Source organism: Denitratimonas organivorans, from assembly GCF_037478135.1.
In the GTDB taxonomy this organism is placed as follows: Bacteria; Pseudomonadota; Gammaproteobacteria; order Xanthomonadales; family Xanthomonadaceae; genus Denitratimonas.
Map to the genome: position 1 here is coordinate 154038 of NZ_JBBHDV010000003.1, position 17620 is coordinate 171657.

Annotated in this window: 17 protein-coding genes; 11 read left to right on the forward strand and 6 right to left on the reverse strand. The window is 65.5% G+C overall.

Features of this window, described 5'->3' with window-relative positions:
* Positions 1 to 42 precede the first annotated feature (42 nt).
* Complete coding sequence (locus tag WDB66_RS04560; protein WP_339397353.1) at positions 43 to 531, forward strand: transcriptional repressor; 489 nt, start codon at positions 43 to 45, stop codon at positions 529 to 531.
* 44 nt (positions 532 to 575) lie between these two features.
* A complete protein-coding gene (locus WDB66_RS04565) occupies positions 576 to 1838 on the forward strand; it encodes a succinylglutamate desuccinylase/aspartoacylase family protein (RefSeq protein WP_339397354.1) in 1263 nt (420 codons plus the stop codon).
* Positions 1839 to 2022: 184 nt separating this feature from the next.
* Here WDB66_RS04565 and fabR read toward each other — a convergent pair whose 3' ends face one another.
* Positions 2023 to 2700, reverse strand: a complete 678-nt coding sequence (gene fabR / locus WDB66_RS04570; RefSeq protein ID WP_489670815.1) for an HTH-type transcriptional repressor FabR — start codon at positions 2698 to 2700, stop codon at positions 2023 to 2025.
* Between the two features lie 129 nt (positions 2701 to 2829).
* Here fabR and WDB66_RS04575 point away from each other — a divergent pair, with 129 nt between their 5' ends.
* The 4 genes from WDB66_RS04575 (at position 2830) to WDB66_RS04590 (ending at position 5855) form a co-directional block, all read left to right on the forward strand.
* Positions 2830 to 3927 (forward strand): ferredoxin reductase, encoded by a 1098-nt coding sequence (locus tag WDB66_RS04575; RefSeq protein WP_339397356.1) that lies wholly within the window; start codon positions 2830 to 2832, stop codon positions 3925 to 3927.
* A gap of 11 nt (positions 3928 to 3938) precedes the next feature.
* Entirely contained in the window at positions 3939 to 5039 is a 1101-nt protein-coding gene (locus tag WDB66_RS04580) for a fatty acid desaturase family protein (protein WP_339397357.1), read from the forward strand.
* A gap of 112 nt (positions 5040 to 5151) precedes the next feature.
* The gene (locus WDB66_RS04585; protein WP_339397358.1) at positions 5152 to 5577 is read left to right on the forward strand and encodes a MerC domain-containing protein; all 426 of its coding nucleotides are present in this window, start codon (positions 5152 to 5154) and stop codon (positions 5575 to 5577) included.
* A gap of 125 nt (positions 5578 to 5702) precedes the next feature.
* On the forward strand, positions 5703 to 5855 hold the full coding sequence (locus tag WDB66_RS04590) for a 30S ribosomal protein THX (protein WP_339397359.1): 153 nt from the start codon (positions 5703 to 5705) through the stop codon (positions 5853 to 5855).
* Positions 5856 to 5943: 88 nt separating this feature from the next.
* Here the strand turns inward: WDB66_RS04590 and hutI are convergent, their stop codons facing one another.
* Positions 5944 to 7167 (reverse strand): imidazolonepropionase, encoded by a 1224-nt coding sequence (gene hutI, locus WDB66_RS04595; protein ID WP_339397506.1) that lies wholly within the window; start codon positions 7165 to 7167, stop codon positions 5944 to 5946.
* Positions 7168 to 7418: 251 nt separating this feature from the next.
* On the opposite strand from hutI, the gene yajC reads away from it, so the two are divergent.
* The 3 genes from yajC (at position 7419) to secF (ending at position 10630) form a co-directional block, all read left to right on the forward strand.
* On the forward strand, positions 7419 to 7748 hold the full coding sequence (yajC, locus tag WDB66_RS04600; protein ID WP_339397360.1) for a preprotein translocase subunit YajC: 330 nt from the start codon (positions 7419 to 7421) through the stop codon (positions 7746 to 7748).
* Between the two features lie 74 nt (positions 7749 to 7822).
* Positions 7823 to 9676: a protein translocase subunit SecD gene (gene secD / locus WDB66_RS04605; RefSeq protein WP_339397361.1), complete on the forward strand. Its 1854-nt coding sequence runs from the start codon at positions 7823 to 7825 to the stop codon at positions 9674 to 9676.
* Between the two features lie 15 nt (positions 9677 to 9691).
* Positions 9692 to 10630, forward strand: a complete 939-nt coding sequence (gene secF, locus WDB66_RS04610) for a protein translocase subunit SecF (protein ID WP_339397362.1) — start codon at positions 9692 to 9694, stop codon at positions 10628 to 10630.
* Between the two features lie 257 nt (positions 10631 to 10887).
* Here the strand turns inward: secF and WDB66_RS04615 are convergent, their stop codons facing one another.
* From WDB66_RS04615 to WDB66_RS04630, 4 genes are all read right to left on the reverse strand, one after another.
* On the reverse strand, positions 10888 to 13032 hold the full coding sequence (locus WDB66_RS04615; protein ID WP_339397363.1) for a TonB-dependent receptor domain-containing protein: 2145 nt from the start codon (positions 13030 to 13032) through the stop codon (positions 10888 to 10890).
* Positions 13033 to 13333: 301 nt separating this feature from the next.
* Positions 13334 to 14734 (reverse strand): PhoH family protein, encoded by a 1401-nt coding sequence (locus WDB66_RS04620; protein ID WP_339397364.1) that lies wholly within the window; start codon positions 14732 to 14734, stop codon positions 13334 to 13336.
* Between the two features lie 20 nt (positions 14735 to 14754).
* Positions 14755 to 15225 carry a peroxiredoxin gene (locus tag WDB66_RS04625; protein WP_339397365.1) on the reverse strand — a complete coding sequence of 157 codons (471 nt, stop codon included), beginning with the start codon at positions 15223 to 15225 and terminating at the stop codon, positions 14755 to 14757.
* A gap of 19 nt (positions 15226 to 15244) precedes the next feature.
* A complete protein-coding gene (locus WDB66_RS04630; RefSeq protein WP_339397366.1) occupies positions 15245 to 15805 on the reverse strand; it encodes a glycine cleavage system transcriptional repressor in 561 nt (186 codons plus the stop codon).
* Between the two features lie 148 nt (positions 15806 to 15953).
* Here WDB66_RS04630 and dapA point away from each other — a divergent pair, with 148 nt between their 5' ends.
* Positions 15954 to 16856: a 4-hydroxy-tetrahydrodipicolinate synthase gene (dapA, locus tag WDB66_RS04635; protein WP_339397367.1), complete on the forward strand. Its 903-nt coding sequence runs from the start codon at positions 15954 to 15956 to the stop codon at positions 16854 to 16856.
* Between the two features lie 35 nt (positions 16857 to 16891).
* Positions 16892 to 17380, forward strand: coding sequence for a hypothetical protein (locus WDB66_RS04640; RefSeq protein ID WP_339397368.1), 489 nt, complete (start codon positions 16892 to 16894; stop codon positions 17378 to 17380).
* The last annotated feature ends 240 nt before the right edge of the window (positions 17381 to 17620 follow it).

The following is a 17620-nucleotide window of genomic DNA, read 5'->3' on the forward strand; positions in this document are numbered from 1 at the left end:
CCGGACGGCGGCTGTCCGGGCCGCGATGCTATGATCGCCACGATGAGTCCGCATCTGCACCAACGCTGTGAGAATCCGGAACACCACGTCCATGATCGTGACGGCTTCGTCCGCGAAGTTGCCGCGATATGCGAAGAACGTGGTTTGCGCCTGACGCCTCTGCGTGAGCGCGTGCTGTGCCTGGTAGCCGACGCCGGATTGCCGGTGAAAGCCTATGACCTGCTCGACCAGATGCGCGACGAACGCGGCCCGGCGGCTCCGCCCACGGTCTACCGGGCGCTGGATTTCCTGCTGGAAAACGGCTTCATCCACAAGCTCGAATCGATCAACGCCTACGTCGGCTGCCACCAGCCGCGCTTGCACCATTCGGTGCCGTTCCTGATCTGCGATGGCTGCGGTCGGGCGGTGGAAATGGAAGACGAACGGGTCGCCGAGTTGCTGGCCGAACAGGCGCGCGCGCTGGGTTTCCAGCCCAAGGCGCAGACGCTGGAAGTCCACGGCCGCTGCGCCCGTTGCAGCCAGACGGCCTGACGCGGGGGGCTTGCGTGCCGGACTGCCGCGATACCGGAAAAGCCATGCTCGACCGCCTGCGCATGCTGCTGCTGTTGAGCGCCGCCTTCTGCCTGCCGTTGGCGCAGGCGCAGGACGGCACCGACGCCGGCAACGGCGATGCCACCCACGGGGAAACAGGATTTGTTGGGCCGCCGGCGCTGGTTCCGGCTGGCGATCCGGCTTCGGCGCACTTCATCGGCCCGGTGCTGGTGGGGCCGTTCGAGATTCTTGGTGCCAGTGTGTTGCCGGGCAAGCGTGCGCGGTTGGAGTGGAACGCCGGCATGAGCTTTTCCGGTGGCGAAGTGGTCAGCCCGGTGGTGGTGGTGCACGGGGTGCGCCCTGGCCCGGTGCTGTGCCTGACCGCCGGCGTGCACGGCGATGAGCTGAACGGAGTCGAGATCGCGCGACGCGTGGTCAACGAGGTCGAGCCCGGTGATCTGGGCGGCACCCTGGTGGCGGTGCCGATCGTGAACCTGTTCGGTTTCTCGCGCAATTCCCGCTACTTGCCGGATCGGCGCGACCTGAACCGCTTTTTCCCCGGCAGCCGCTACGGCAGTATCGCCTCGCGTATCGCGCACAGCTTTTTCACCGAAGTGATGAGTCACTGCGATGCGCTGGTGGATCTGCATACCGGCTCGTTCGACCGGCGCAACCTGCCGCAGGTGCGCGCCGACCTGAGCCGTGAGGATGTGCGCGAATTCACCCGCGGTTTCGGTGCCACCACGGTGCTGCACAGTCGCGGCTCGCGCGGCATGCTGCGTACCGCCGCCAGCCTGGCCGGCATCCCGGCGGTGACGTTTGAAGTTGGTGGCCCGGGCGAACTGGAGCCGGAGGAAATCGAACACGGCGAGCAGGCCATCCACACCCTGATGCACAAGCTTGGCATGACCCGCCACCTGCCGGCCTGGGACGAACCGCAGCCGATCTTCTACGAATCGACCTGGGTGCGGGCCGATGCCGGCGGCCTGCTGCTGGGTCATGTCGAACTGGGCGAGGCGGTCGAGCCCGGGCAGGTGATGGGCGTGGTGATCGACCCGATCAACAATATCGAGCGCGAACTGGTGTCGCCGGTGCGCGGGCACGTGATCGGCATGGCGCGCAACCAGGTGGTGTTGCCGGGCTTCGCGGTGTTCCATGTTGGCGAGGAGGCCAGCGAACAGGAAGTCGTGCGCCAGGCCGAGCGCGGCAATCCGGGTGTCGTGGACGAGGACGGACCGCGCTACGACGACGATCCGGACGCGCGTGCACTTGATGATGAACTGGAAGACGAACTCGACGACGGCTGATTGCTGGCTTCAGTCAATGAGGGTGTTTACAAGCAACAGTCTCTCTTTGGGAGTGGGGCGGGCGCCGAGTGCATTGGCTTGTTGCTGCCGTGAAAAGCCCCCTCACCCCAGCCCTCTCCCCGGCAAGCAGGGGAGAGGGAGCAATCTTCCGCGTCCCAAACTTCACAATCCCGATTTCCCAGCTTCAACCTTCCGCTGCGCCCATCATCGAGCGTGAGCCGTTGACGATCATCCGCACCATCGTGGTCAGCTCGCTGATCAGTTCCTGATCGCGTGCCGGCGGCAGGTCCATCGCGATCGTGCCGACCGCAAACACCAGCCGCGTGATCGCGCGCGCCACCAGCGCCGGCTCGTGCAGCGGCAGGTTCGAAGCCGCCGCCAGCCGCACCAGATCCACGCAGAGTTCTTCTTCGAAGAAGCACAGCTGGTCCTCGACCGCCTGCTTGAAGGCCTGTGAACCGGCCGTGCCTTCGCGCAGCAGCAGATGCAGCAGCTTGTCGTCGGCGCGCAGTTGCTCGAAGAAGGTTTCGACCGAACTGCGCACCACGCTGCGTTCCGGGCTGGCACGGTGGCGGGCCTGGCCGATGATGGTGCGCAGCGAACTGCCGGCGCGTTCGATCATCGCCACGGCCAGTTCGTCGATGTCGCGGAAATGGCGGTAGAAACTGTTCGGCGCGATCTGCGCGGCGCGCGCGACTTCGCGCAGGCTCAGCGTGGACACACTGCGGTGCGGTCCGAGCAGTGCCAGCGCGGCAGCGATCAGATCTTCGCGGGTGATCGTGGGTCTGCGGCCAGGGCCGGCGGGCAGGGAGGGCTCGGGCACGGAATGGAATCTGGAAAGGAAGCCGGGATGCTGCGGCATCCTACCATCGGCCTGCCGGCGTCGCCCGTGGCGTGCTCCGCGCACCGGACAGGCGCTGCCTGACGCGCCGATATATAAAAATATACAACCGTATAGACAACTGCATATCCGGTCGGTATCGTGCCGCGCATGCCCGATTCACAGACCTCCGGCGGCCTGCTCCGCCGTGCCTTTCGCCCTGTCGCAGACCTGCTGGTTTCTCCGGCGGTTTTCGACTTCTGGGTGTCCCGCTTCAATCGCCTCTGGTCGTGGCAGCGGCCATTGGCGCGCGTGATTGCACGCCATCAGCCCGGCCCCGGTGCCGTGACCCTGGTGCTGCGCTGCAACCGCCATTGCCCGCGTCCGCAGCCCGGCCAGCACATCAATCTGACCGTGGAAATCGACGGTCGCCGCCTGACCCGTTGCTACAGCCCGCACAGTCTGGAAGACGGCCGCATGACGATCAGCGTCAAGGCGGTCGAAGACGGCCGCGTCAGCCGCCACCTGTGCGAGCGCGTGCGCGTGGGCGATGTGCTGGAACTGGGCACGGCATTCGGCCAAATGAACACGTCGAAGGAACCGCATGGGCACTGGCTGATGCTGGCTGCCGGCAGCGGCATCACCCCGCTTTACAGCCTGATCCAGGCGCTGGCCGAACGCGGCATGCCGCCGCGGCTGGATCTGGTGCATTGGGCGCAGCGCCGCAGCGATCTGTGGTTTGAGCAGGAATTACGCGAACTGGCGGCGGTGCACCCTGGACTGCATGTGCACCACGTCACCACGCGCGAGCAGGTGACCGATGACACCATCGCCCATGGCCGGCTCGATGCCGCGCTGCTGCAACAGCTGGTGGGCGATGTGTCGGGGCGGCCGGTCATGGCCTGCGGCCCGGCGGGTTTCATCCAGACCGCACAGACCCTGTTGGAGCCGGTGGCCGCATCGTTCCAGGCGGAAGCCTTCACTCCGCCGGTCCTTGCCGAGGCGGCCGATGGCGAAGTCGACGTGACCCTGGCGCGGCGTGGACTGACCTTGCGTCTGCCGCGTGGCCAGACCTTGCTGGCGGCACTGGAAGCGGCCGGCATCCGGCCCGACTCCGGCTGCCGCATGGGCATCTGCAACAGCTGTGCCTGCGGCAAGCGCTCCGGCCTGACCCACGATGTCCACACTGGACAAACCGAATCCGAACCCGTACCGGCGTTGCGCCTGTGCATCAACCGTGCCGGCAGCGATCTGGTCCTCGACCTGTGAAAGTGATTCCGATGAGCAACCGCAGCCGGGCACTCGGCCCCGAAGAACTCGCCCGTTTCGGACAGGAACTGGACGATCTTCGCCATCGCACCGTCGCCAGCCTCGGCCAGCACGATGCCAACTACATCCGGCGCGTGATCGCCGCAGTGCGCTGGTGTGCGCTCGGTGGCCGTGCGCTGCTGTTCGTCGGTGCCTTCGTGCCGACGCTGCTGTGGCCGGCGTGGAGCATCGGCGTGCTGCTGCTGGCGGCCTCAAAGATCCTGGAAAACATGGAAGTGGGGCACAACGTGATCCACGGCCAGTACGACTGGATGGGCGACCCGCAGTTGCAAGGGCGCAGCTACGAATGGGACATCGTCGCCACCAGCCAGAACTGGCGCGAGACACACAATTTCCGCCACCACACCTATACCAATGTGCGCGGGCTGGACGATGACATCGGTTACGGCCTGCTGCGCATCTTCCCGGAACAGCGCTGGCGCCCGTTCTACCTGTTCCAGCCGCTGATCGCGGTGGTGTTCGCGCTGGTGTTCCAGTGGGGCGTGGCGATCCAGAACCTCAAGCTCGGGCGCTGGCTGGCCGGCCGCACCACGACGGCGAAGCTGGTCCGCCAGGCGCGGCCGGTGCTGCTCAAGGCCGGGCGCAAGCTGGGCAAGGACTACCTGCTGTTCCCGCTGCTGGCCGGGCCGTTCTTCCTGCCGGTGCTGCTGGGCAACATGGCGGCCAATGTGATCCGCAATGTCTGGACCTATGTGGTGATCTTCTGCGGCCACTTCACCGCCGATGCGGAAACCTTCCCGAAGGAATGCATCCGCAACGAAAGCCGCGGGCACTGGTATCTGCGCCAGCTGCGCGGCTCCTCCAATCTCAGCGGCGGGCGCTGGCTGGACCTGTTCACCGGCAATCTGAGCTATCAGATCGAACACCATTTCTATCCCGACGTGCCGGCCAACCGCTACGCGGCGATGGCGCGCGAGGTGCGGGAAATCTGTGCCCGCTACGGCCAGCATTACAACACCGGTTCGCTGCCGCGCCAGTTCGGACAGGTGGTGTGGCGCATCCTGCGGCATGCGTTTCCGAGCCGGCCGCCGCTGCTGCCGGCAACGGGCTGAGGCGCGCGTCGGCCTGGATTGCGGCGTGCGGTAGAGGCTGAAGGCAGGAATCTGTCGGGAATCGTGAAAGGGCATGTTATAGTGTTTCAATCTGGCCCAGACATTCCTTCCCATGGCAGCAATCCGCCCCTCCGCACAGGCGCAACGACTCCAGCACACCGGTGACCGCATCGGCATGTGGGCCTCGCTGGTGTGCGCAGTGCATTGCGCGTTGTTGCCGCTGGTGCTGGCGCTGCTGCCGATGCTCGGGCTGGGGGCGCTGGATCTGGTCGATATCGATCAGGCGTTCGTGGTGTTCGCCACCGTGCTGGGCGTGACCACGCTGGCGCTGGGTTATCGCCGTCACCGCGCTTTCGGTGCCTGGGCCTTGCTGCTGCCGGGACTGGCGCTGGTCTGGGCCAACAGCTTCACCGCGCTGCACGATCACTCGGCCTGGCATGCGGTGATGATGGTGGGCGGCGGTCTGATGATCGCGGCTGCGCACTTCCTGAACTTCCGTTTGAGTCACCGGGTGGCACTGCCGTCCGGTGCGGCGTAGCCGGCCCCGGCAGACTCCGGCCCGGCCGTGGCAGACCAAAGGGCTGCGGCGGATCGTGGTGTTAACCTAAGCGCCCGTGCGTTTGATGCACTGGCAAACGATTGGCTCAACTCAAGGAGAACCACATGGGCAAGGGTGACAAGCGAACCACCAAGGGCAAGCGCTACAACTCCAGCTATGGCAAGACCCGTCCGCGCCGCGCGTCCAGCGTGAGCCCGGAAGCGGCTACTCCGAAGACAGCCGTGGCAAAGAAGACGGCAGCCCGCAAACGGGCCTGAACCGGCCTTCGATGGTCGCCTGCAACGCCCCGCATCGCGGGGCGTTCTGTTTTGCGGGTCAGGGCATGGCAGTCGCTGGCTGATGGATTCAGCCAAGAGGGTGGCCGGCGATCACCAATTGCTTCAACAGATCACCAGCAAGCCAATAGCAAAGTTCGGCCGGTTCGTGGACCTGCCAGAGCGCAAGATCCGCGCGCTGGCCGGCAACAAGGCGACCGCGATCATTCAAACCGAGGGCGCGGGCGGCGTGGCAGGTGGCGCCACGCAGGGCTTCTTCCGGAGTCAGGCGGAACTGGATGCAGGCCAGCGCCATCGCCAGACGCAGGCTCAGCAACGGCGAGGTGCCGGGGTTGGCATCGGTGGCCACCGCCATCGGTACGCGATGGCGGCGGAAGGCCTCGATCGGCGGCAATTTCGTTTCGCGCAGGCACAGGAAGGCGCCGGGCAGCAGCACCGCCACGGTGCCGCGCTGCGCCATGGCTTCCACGCTGGCCTGGCTGGTGTGTTCGACATGGTCGGCGGAAAGCCCGTCGAAGAGCGCCGCCAGCGCGCCGCCGCCCGAGTCGCTGAGCTGGTCGGCATGCAGTTTCACCGGCAAGCCGAGCGCACGCGCGGTTTCGAACACGCGCGCGGTCTGTTCCGGGGTGAAGGCGATGCGCTCGCAGAACGCATCCACCGCATCCACCAACCCTTGCGCAGCAGCGTCGGGCAGCAGTTCGTTGCAGATGAAAGTGATGTAGTCGTCGGGGCGGTCGGCGTATTCGGGCGGCAGTGCATGCGCGGCCAGGAAGGTGGTCTTCACCGTGATTCCCAGCACCTGGCCCAGCCGGCGCGCCACGCGCAGCATGCGCAGTTCGGTGTCGTGCTCCAGGCCGTAGCCGGATTTGATTTCCAGCGTGGCCACGCCATCACGCATCAGCGCACGGGCGCGGGGCAGGGCCGATGCCAGCAGTTCGTCCTCGCTGGCGGCGCGGGTGGCACGCACGCTGGAGGCGATGCCGCCGCCGGCACGCGCGATGTCCTCGTAGCTGACACCTTCAAGGCGCTGCTCGAATTCACCGGCGCGGTTGCCGCCGAACACCAGATGGGTATGGCAGTCGATCAGTGCCGGGGTCACCAGTGCGCCGCCGCAGTCCAGCACCTGGTCGGCATCCAGCGCATGCGGCGGCAGTGCACTCATCGGGCCGGCGAAGACGATCATTCCGTAGCGACAGGCGATGGCGCCATCGTCGATCAGGCCGTAGCCGGCATCGCCATCAAGTGTGGCGAGACGGGCATTGATCAGGCAGATGTCGAAGGCGGAATCGGTCATCATGTTCGGGCTCCACGGGACGGCAGTGGCGGCGCCCGATGATCCCGCCCCGGCGCCGGTGTGTCGAGCTGCAGGCCGGCTGCGGGCCTGCGGTAATACTGCCCGGCACGCCGGAACGGGCGGGAAAAAGACCGCCGATTGCCCTTGTGTTCATCTGCGACCACACCCATACAGGGACTTCGTGCATGGCATAATGCGCGGTCTGCGCGGGCGACCGGCCCGCATTTCCCGGATACAGAGCGAGCTTGCCGATGGATTTCCTGATTTCTTCCGCCTACGCCCAGGCCGCCGGAGCGGCGCCGCAGTCGCCGTGGTCGCCGCTGGTCATGATGCTGGTGTTCGTGGCGGTGTTCTTCTTCTTCGTGATCCGTCCGCAGATGAAGCGTGCCAAGGATCACCGCAACATGGTCGCGGCCATCGCCAAGGGTGATGAAGTGGTCACCAACGGCGGCATTCTGGGCCGCGTGGACGAGGTCGGCGACAGCTTCCTGGCGATCGAGATCGCCGACAAGGTCGTCATCCGCGTGCAGAAGAACGCGATCGCCGCTGTCCTGCCCAAGGGCACGCTCAAGGCGTCCTGAACGCCATTCCCTTCCGTTTCCGAGCCCCGGGGCGGTAGCCGCCCCGGTTGGCTCCGTTCCCTGGTGTAGCTCGCATGCTCGAATACGCACGCTGGAAATATGTGGTGGCGGTGCTGGTCCTGATCATCGCCACGATCTACTCGTTGCCCAACCTGTTCCCGCAGGACACTGCCGTCCAGATCAGCGCCACCCGTGGCGGGGTCGTGGACGAAGCGCTGAAGGAGCGGGTGCATGGGGTGCTCGAACGCAGCCAGATCGAGTTCAAGGCGATCGAGTTCGACAACAACAACCTGCTGGTGCGCCTGGCCGACCCCAACACCCAGATCCGCGCCGCCGACACCATCCGTGGTGAAGTCGGGCAGGGTTATGTGGTGGCGCTGAACCTGGCTTCCACCGTGCCGGACTGGCTGACCCGCATCGGTGCCGACCCGATGCTGCTGGGTCTGGACCTGCAAGGTGGCGTGCACTTCCTGATGGAAGTGGACCAGAAGGCCGCGCTGGAAACCCGTGAAGTCGGTTTCGTTGACGACATCCGCGCGCTGTTGCGTGACAACCGTATCGGCTACTCGGCGGTGGATCGCACTGCCAATGGCATCCTGATCCGCCTGCGCGAGGCCTCCGACCGCAACGCCGTGGCCGGCCTGATCGGGCGGGAAGTGCCGCAGCTGCTGATCGAGGATGGCAGCGAACCCGGCGTGCTGATGGCGCAACTGCGCGAGACCGAACTCAAGACCATCATCGACAACGCCGTCGAACAGAACATCGGTACGCTGCGCAACCGTATCAACGAGCTGGGCGTGGCCGATCCGGTGGTGCAGCGCCAGGGCACCAACCGTATCGTGGTGCAGCTGCCCGGCGTGCAGGACACCGCCCAGGCCAAGAAGATCCTTGGCGCCACCGCGACGCTGGAATACCGCGCTGCGGTCGATGGCAATGCCTTCGATGCGGCCCAGTCCGGCCGTATTCCGTCCGATGCGCGGCTGTACTACGAGCGCGGCACCAATCGTCCGATCCTGCTGTCGCGCCGCATCATCGCGTCCGGCGACCAGCTGGTGGACGCCCGTTCGGGCTTTGATCCGCAGTCCGGCTCGCCGATGGTGTCGGTGACGCTCAACGCGGCCGCCGGCGCGCGCATGAACGAGTTCACCCGCGACAACGTCGGCCGCTTCATGGGCGTGGTCTACATCGAGCGCCTGCCCGAAAGCCGCATCGTGGACGGTGAGGAAATCCGCACCACGCGCGTGACCGAGGAAGTCATCAATTACGCACGCATCAACGGCGTGTTCGGCCGCAAGTTCCAGACCACCGGACTGGGCAGTTCCAGCGAGGCGGCGGAACTGGCGCTGCTGTTGCGCGCCGGTTCGCTGGCCGCGCCGGTGGACATCGTGGAAGAGCGCATCATCGGCCCGAGCCTGGGCAAGGAGAACATCGAACGCGGTTGGACGGCGGTGAGCTACGCCTTCATCTTCGTGCTGGTCTTCTTCATCTTCTACTACAAGATGTTCGGCATCGTTACCAACATCGCGCTGATGTTCAACCTGCTGCTGGTGGTTGCGGCGATGTCGCTGATCGGTGCCACGTTGACCTTGCCTGGCCTGGCCGGCATCGCGTTGACGGTGGGCCTGTCGGTCGACGCCAACGTGCTGATCAACGAACGCATACGCGAGGAATTGCGACGAGGATTGCCTCCGCAAGCGGCCATCGCCGAAGGCTACGACAAGGCTTCCGGCACGATCTGGGACGCCAACGTCACTGCACTGCTGGCCGGCGTGGCGCTGTTCGCCTTCGGTACCGGCCCGGTCAAGGGCTTCGCCGTGACGCTGTGCCTGGGCATCCTGACTTCGATCTACACCGCCGTCTCCGTGTCGCGCGGTGTCGCCACCCTGATCTACGGCGGCCGCCGCAAGATCAAGCGCGTACTGGTCTGACGGGAGGCGACCGACGTGAACATCATTCCCATCGACAGCAACATCAATTTCCTGCGTCTGCGCCATGTGGCGATGGCGCTCGCCATCTTCATGCTGGTCGGCACCTTCGTGCTGCTCGGCACGAAGGGACTGAACTATGCGCTGGACTTCACCGGCGGCACCGTGGCCGAGTTGACCTTCGAGCACCCGGCCGATCTGGACGAACTGCGCGACAAGCTCGATGCCGCCGGATATGCCGGTGCCGTGGTGCAGGCCTTCGGTTCGGAAATGGACGTGATGGTCCGGCTCCAGTCCAGCGAGGACGCGGCCAACATCACCCAGACCGGTGATGCGGTGCTGACCACATTGAGCACGCCGGAAAACCCGGCCACGCTGGTGCGCAGCGACTTCGTCGGGCCGCAGGTCGGCAAGGAGCTGGCGCAGAACGGCATTCTGGCATCGGTGTTCGTGATGCTGGGCTTCGTGATCTACATCTCGATGCGATTCGAGTGGAAGTTCGCGGTCGCGGCCATCGTCACCACCGCGTTCGACCTGATCGCCACCACCGGCCTGTTCGCACTGAGCCAGCGCGAGTTCGACCTGACCGTGATGGCCGGCGTGATGTCGGTGATGGGGTACTCGATCAACGACACCATCGTGGTGTTCGACCGCGTGCGCGAGAACTTCAAATCGCTGCACAAGCTGAACACAGCCGAGATCCTCAACCGCTCGGTCAACCAGACCCTGTCGCGTACCGTGATCACCTCGGTGGTGGCGCTGCTGACGGTGTTGGCGCTGTACCTGTACGGCGGCGACTCGCTGAAGGGCATGGCCGAATCGCAGATGTTCGGCATCGTCGTCGGCACCTTGTCCTCGATCTTCATCGCCTGTCCGCTGCTGTACTGGATGGGCGCGAGCAAGGAAGACCTGATTCCGAAGGTGCGCGACGACGCCGAGCTGGCACGCCGTCCGTGAGCTGACGCATCACTGCACGAATCTGTTTCCCGCGTGGCCGCCCTGTGCGGCCACGCGGCGTTATGGCGTCGGAAAATCAGTGCTCGGCCCCACCTGCATCCCGCCGCGATCACTTCATAGGTTGGCGGTGAGCGAACGCGAATCCCAACCCCGGGAAGCACCGGAGTGTGGTGCGCTCGCCAACCCGGAAAGCGGGGGAAGCCCGGCTTTCGTAAAAGCGGACTTGCCCGCGATCCGGTTACCCAGATGTGCGCTGCTCAGAAACGGTAACTCAGGCCCATCGAGAAGTTGCGGCCGGGCAGCGGCACCACATCGGCCAGGAACGAGGCGTGGTTCCAGATTTCCTCGTCCAGCAGGTTGCTGCCGCGCAGGAAGAGGCTGGCCTGCTTTTCACTTCCGAACGAGTAGCGCAGGCTCAGGTTCAACATGTTGTAGGCCGGGGTGCGGGTTTCGTAGTCGGCGATACGTTCCTGCGCGGCCACGGCGTAATACTCGACCTCGCCACCGAACGCGCCCCAGTCGGCATTCAAGCGCCCACCCAGGCGCGAGGCCGGAATGCGCGGCAGGTAGCTGCCGTCATCGTCGAACTTGGCCCGTACCTGGTCGGTGAACAGCGCGCCGCTGACCTGTTCGGAGAACTGGTAGCCGATTTCGGCCTCCAGGCCGGTGAATCTGGCATCGCGCTGGCTGTACTTGATCAGGCGGAAGTCCTCGTGCTGATCCAGCGTGCGGGCATGGATGTAGTCATCCATGTGGTTGATGAAGGCGCCCACGCTGTAGGTCAGCGGACCGGTGGTGCGGCGCAGCGTCAGCTCGGCATTGCGCGAGGTTTCGGTGGTCAGCGCGGCATCGTTGTCGGCGCCACCGCAGGTGAGGGCATGCGGTAGCAGGCCGCATTCCCAGGTGTTGGTGGCCAGATGGATGCCGCGCGCGTACAGCTCCTGCGCATGCGGCAGGCGTTCGGAACGCGCCAGCGACAGGCTCAGCGAGGTGTCCGGCGCGAAGCTCCAGATCGCGGCGCCGGAGAATGATGTGGCCGATTCGTCGTAAGCGGGCCGCGCGCGCGGATCATTGCGCGGGTCGTGCTTGAGCCATTCGTGCCGGGTACCGGCTTCGAAATGCCATTGCTCGCTCAGATCCAGATGCTCGACCAGGAACAGGCCGGTGTTGCGCGTGTCCACCGTCGGCAGGAAGGCTTCGACGCCATCGGCACTGAAACGGGTATCCGAATGCTGGATGCCGAAGATGCCGGACCAGTTGCGTAGCGGCTCGTGTTGCACTTCGATGCGCTCCTCGTGGCCGGTGTTGCGGAACGTGGTGGCGATCTGGCCGTGGTCGATCTCGTGGTGAAAATAGTCGGTATGGCTGGCGCGGAAGCGGATGCGGCGGATGCCGATGAACGGATCGTTGACCTCGCCGCGCAGGTCAAAGCGCTTGCTTTCCAGATCGATGACGGGCACATCGCCGTGCTCATGTTCGTGCCCATGATCGTGGTCATGGTCATGTCCGTGGTCGTGATCATGGCCGTGACCGCCGCAGTGCAGGCTGGCGCCGTGCGGGTGGCAGTCCTCGTATTCGTGGCTGTGGCCGGGCAGGCCGTAGTCATCGTCACGGATCGAATAGGCCAGGCCGATGTAGCCGGTATCGGTGATCCAGGACAGGCCGAACGCGGCATTGGTGGAATCCGAAAAACTGCCGTCCACACGCCGCTCCTGCCAGCGAGGGGCGCGATAGTCGTCGGTTTCGTGGGTTGAGAATTCGGCATGCAGCGCCAGATTGCGGCCGATGCCGCTGGTCAGCGCGGCGGCGCCGGCCTTTTCGTTGGCTACGGTGTTGCCACGGATCGTGACGATACCGTCAAAGCCGTCGTCGGGCAGTTCGGAAGGGATCTTGTTGTCCAGCAGGTTCACCACGCCGCCGACCGCGCCGCTGCCATACAGCAGCGTGGCCGGGCCGCGCAGTACTTCGACCCGCTGCAGCAACAGCGGATCAGCGCTGACGGCGTGGTCGGGCGAGATGTCCGAGGCATCCAGCAGCGAAGCGCCATCGCTGAGCACTTTCACGCGCGGTGCACCCTGGCCGCGGATCACCGGACGGCTGGCGCCGCCGCCGAAGGTATCCGAGTGCACGCCGGGCAGGCCGTTGAGCGCATCGCCGAGTGTGCCTTCACCCTTTTGCAGGATGGCTTCGCCTTCGACGAGGCTGAACGGCGCGGCGACCTGGGTTTCATCTTCGCCCACGCCCAGCGCCGAGACCACGATGGTGCTCAGGCGGGCCGGGTCGGCGGCGTCCAGTGCCGTATCGGAAAGGGCATCGGCGCTGCCGTGGGCGGCAGTGGCCGTGACGGCGCAGCACAGCGACAGGGAAACGGCCAGGCTCAGGGGATGGAGGCGATGCGACATGGGAATTCCGGATTCGGGCGGGAACAGAGAGTGTTATAAGATAACTTAACTGTTATAAGATAACACGCCATAGATGGCCGGATGTGTGCCGGAAGTCAGCCGTGTCGAGTGTGATGGTGTGGCGTGTCCGGCTATCCCGCAGCGGCATGCAAATCATGGTGCTGCTGGCATCCGCTGCCCCGCGTACGCGTTCCGCAGCGCCAATGCCGGGGCAGGCAGGGCGAAATGTGGCGGATGCGAAGAACGAGGGCCGGTGCCTTCCGGTGCCGGCCCTCGATCAGGTCAGGAGAAGACCCGTCGCTTACAGCGCTTCGGAGGCGAAATCCGCCAGGCGGGAGCGTTCGCCACGGCGCAGCGTGATATGCGCGCTGTGCGGCCAGTGCTTGAAGCGATCCACCGCGTAGGTCAGCCCGGAGGTGGTTTCGGTCAGATACGGCGTGTCGATCTGTTCGACGTTGCCCAGGCACACCATCTTGGTGCCGGGGCCGGCGCGGGTCAGCAGCGTCTTCATCTGCTTGGGCGACAGATTCTGGGCCTCGTCGATGATGACGTAGCGGTTCAGGAAGGTGCGGCCGCGCATGAAGTTCATGGCGCGGATCTTGATCCGGCTGGCGAGCAGATCGTTGGTCGCGGCGCGGCCCCAGGCGCCGCCTTCCTGCGGAGTCTGGGTCAACACTTCGAGGTTGTCGGTCAGCGCGCCCATCCACGGCGTCATCTTTTCCTCCTCGGTGCCGGGCAGGAAGCCGATGTCCTCGCCGACGTTGACCGTGGCGCGGGTCATGATGATCTCGCGGTAGATCTGCTGGTCCATCGTCTGCGCCAGGCCGGCGGCCAGCGCCAGCAGGGTCTTGCCGGTGCCGGCGGTACCCAGCAGCGTGACGAAGTCCACGTCCGGATCCATCAGTGCGTTGAGCGCGAAGTTCTGCTCGCGGTTGCGCGCGCTGATGCCCCAGACCTGGTGGCCGTGGCTGTGGAAATCGTTGATGACCTGAAGTGTCGCCTGATCGCCGTCGATGCGCGCCACGCGCACTTCCAGCCCTTCGTCGCCGGGCAGGTAGAGGAACTGGTTGGGGTGCCAAGGTTCGTCCGGCTGGCGGGTGACCTCGTAGAAGGTGTGGCCGCGTTCGGTCCAGGAACGCAGCTCCTGCCCGTGCTTGTCCCAGAAACCTTCCGGCAGTGCGCTGGCGCCGGTGTAGAGCAGGTTGAAATCGTCCAGCGCGCGGTCGTTCTCGTAGTCCTCGGCCGGCAGATCGGCGATGTGCGCCTTGATCCGCAGGTTGATGTCCTTGGACACCAGCACGACTTCGCGCCCGGGGTGTTCATCACGCAGCGCCAGGATCGCTGTCAGGATCTGGTTGTCCGGGGCGACCTTGCCGAAGTTGCGCGTGGTGTCCGGCGCGCGCGTCTGGAACAGCAGCGAGCCGATGTTCTCCACGGTGCGCAATTGCAGGCCCTGCGGGCGTTGCAGGCGCAGGCCGGAGGTGACGTGGGCGGCGCCATTGGCTTCGATCAGCTCATTGATGAAGCGGCTGACCTGGCGCGCGTTGCGGCTGGATTCGGACATGCCCTTCTTGTTGGCGTCCAGTTCCTCCAGCACCGTCATCGGCAGGAACACGTCGTGCTCCTCGAACTTGAACAGCGCGGTGGGGTCGTGCATCAGGACATTGGTGTCCAGGGCATAGATGCGCCGGTTCGAGGTCATCGGGTTGTCCGTGAGGGAAGTCAGGAGGAAGTATGCGCGCTGAGCGCGTCGAGCACCGCCTGCGCGTGGCCGGGCACCTTGACCTTCGGCCAGGCCTGCACCAGCCGTTGCTGCGGATCGAACAGGAAGGTGCTGCGCACGATGCCCATCACCTTGCGCCCGTACATGTTCTTTTCCTGGATCACGCCGAAGGCGTTGCACACGGCTTCGTCGGCATCGGAGATCAATGCGAACGGCAGCGATTGCTTGGCGATGAAGTTCTGGTGCGACTTCACCGAATCGCGCGACACCCCCAGGATCGTGGCGCCGGCCTTCTCGAAATCAGCATGAAGATCGCGAAAATCGCCGGCTTCGGTGGTGCAGCCGGGGGTGTTGTCCTTCGGGTAGAAATACAGCACCAGCCAGCGCCCGGCGTAATCGGAAAAGCTGGCCTGGCTGCCGTCGGATAAGGTGAAGGAAAGATCGGGAAGCGTCTGTGGCGTATCGGTCATCAGAAGGTGCCCTGTCGGATCAGAATTTCATCGGGTCCAGGATCGCGTCCAGATTCAGATGGTCGCAGAACTCCAGGAAGTCATCGCGCAGCACCGCGATATGCATGCTGGCCGGGATGCCGACGGTGAGCTGTGCCGAGAACATGTTCGCGCCGGTCTGCATCGCACGGTAGCGCGAGCTGTACAGGCTTTCGATCGTGATGCCCTGGCGATCAAAGAAATCGGCCAGCTGGAACAGGATGCCGGGCTTGTCGGCCGCGATCACTTCCACCATGTACGGAAGCAGATTGCTCTGCGGCGGCTTGGGTCCGGTGCGGTACCACACCAGGCGGTAGCCGTCCTCGCGTTCGAGCCGGGTCAGGCCGGATTCCAGCTTGGCCACCGCGTCCCACGAGCCCATCGCCAGCGCCAGCACCGAGACATCGCGCCCGACCGTGGACAGGCGCGCATCCACCAGGTTGCAGCCGCTGTCGGTGATGCGGCGCGAGATCGCCAGCAGGGGCGAATCCGGGTGGGTCGCAAACGCGTTGATCAGCAGGTAGTTTTCGTTGGTGTTGGGGCGTTGCTGCGGGTCGGTCAAGGCGACATTCCGACAAGGGCGCGCGAGGGCGCAAGGGGATGATCGGCTGCGGTGGCGCTGAAGCGCGGACAACCGCCCGGCCAGCATACTTGCCCGTGCTTCGCGCCCGCAAGTAACATCCCCGACCACCTTCCCGACGGCCATCCCTTTGCAATTGCACGGCAGCATCACCGCGCTGGCAACTCCGTTCACCGCATCCGGTGCCCTCGATCCGGGGGCTTGGCACGGGCTGTTGGAAGCCCAACTGGCCGGCGGCATCCAGGGGCTGATCGTGGCCGGTTCCACCGGCGAGGCGGCGATGCTGTCCGATACCGAATTCGTGGAGCTGATCCGTGCAGCGGTGGAACAGGTGGGCGGACGCGTGCCGGTAGTGGCCGGCGCTGGACTTTCCGGGACTGCCCGCACCATTGATCAATGTCGCCTCGCCTGTGACGCTGGCGCCGATGCGCTGCTGGTGGTCACGCCGCCTTATGTCCGGCCCACGCAGGACGGCCTGCTGCGGCATTTCGAAGCCGTCGCCGACGCGGTCGAGCGCCCGGTGGTGCTCTACAACGTGCCGCCGCGCACCGGCGTCGACCTGCTGCCGGAAACCGTCGCCGCACTGGCGCCGCACCCGAACATCGCCGGTATCAAGGAAGCTGTGGCCGATATCGAGCGCATCCGTGCGCTGCTGCCGCTGCGTGGCCCGCAGTTCGCGCTGTTCACCGGCGATGACGGCACCGCCTGTGCCGCGCAACTGGCCGGTGCCGATGGTGTGATTTCGGTGGTGGCCAATGTGGTGCCGGCCGCGTTCACCGCGATGGGCGATCTGGTGCGTGCCGGCCAGACAGAAGCCGCGCAGGCGCTGGATGCCGAGCTGGCGCCGCTGTACGCGGCGATGGCGCTGGAACCCAATCCGATCCCGGTCAAGGCGATACTGGCCGGGCTTGGTCTGTGCCAGGACAGTTTGCGCCTGCCGTTGCTGCCATTATCCTCGCGCCACCGTGCCGCCGCCCACGCGACGCTGGAGCGCATCGCCCGGCTCGAAGCCCGCCACGCTCCTGCGCAGTAGGCGCCGACCCCACCTTTGATGAAGTGAGTTTCCAGATGAACAGCAACACGAAAGTCGGGCAAAGCCTGATCCTGGGCGCGGTGGTGTTCGCGCTGTTGTCGATGCCGGCATGCAGCTGGATGCGCGGCAAGACCGGCTACGAACTGAGCCCGGAAGCGCGTCCGCTGGAAATTCCACCGGAAATGAATGCGCCGCGCTCCGATACCGGCCTGCAGGTGCCGCAAGTGGGTGTTTCAACGCCACAGGCAGCGGCCCCGAGCCAGGCCTTCACCCTGGCCGACAGCGCCGCTGGCGCGTATGAGCGCGTTGGTATCGCACTGGGCCGCATCGATGGCGTTTCGATCAACGAGCGTTCCCAGTTGCTGACCGTCTACACCGTCAGCTACGAAGGCGAAACCTTCCTGATCCGCATTTCGCCAGAAGGCGAAAACGCGCGCGTGGCGGCGGCCAGCACCGAAGGTCGCGAGCTTTCTTCCGGCGCCGGCGGCAAGCTGTTGGGCCTGCTGCGCCAGCGTTTGGGCTGAGAGAGCGAACGCCTGCTCTCTCCCTTCGGGGCGCAGTGCGTTTGAGCGGCAAGGCCGTGCTCCTGCGGCCATACACCGCTATGCACGCCGGTGAGGTGGGGGCGGGGCGGCCTTATCCTGCGGCTCGTCAAACAACGCTCTTGTCCGGCCCTGCGCGCCATCCTTTCCGGTTAAAGGGCAAGGGGTGATTCCAGATTGGAAACCCGCGGACCGCGTCGCGGCGCATGTCGATATCGCTCC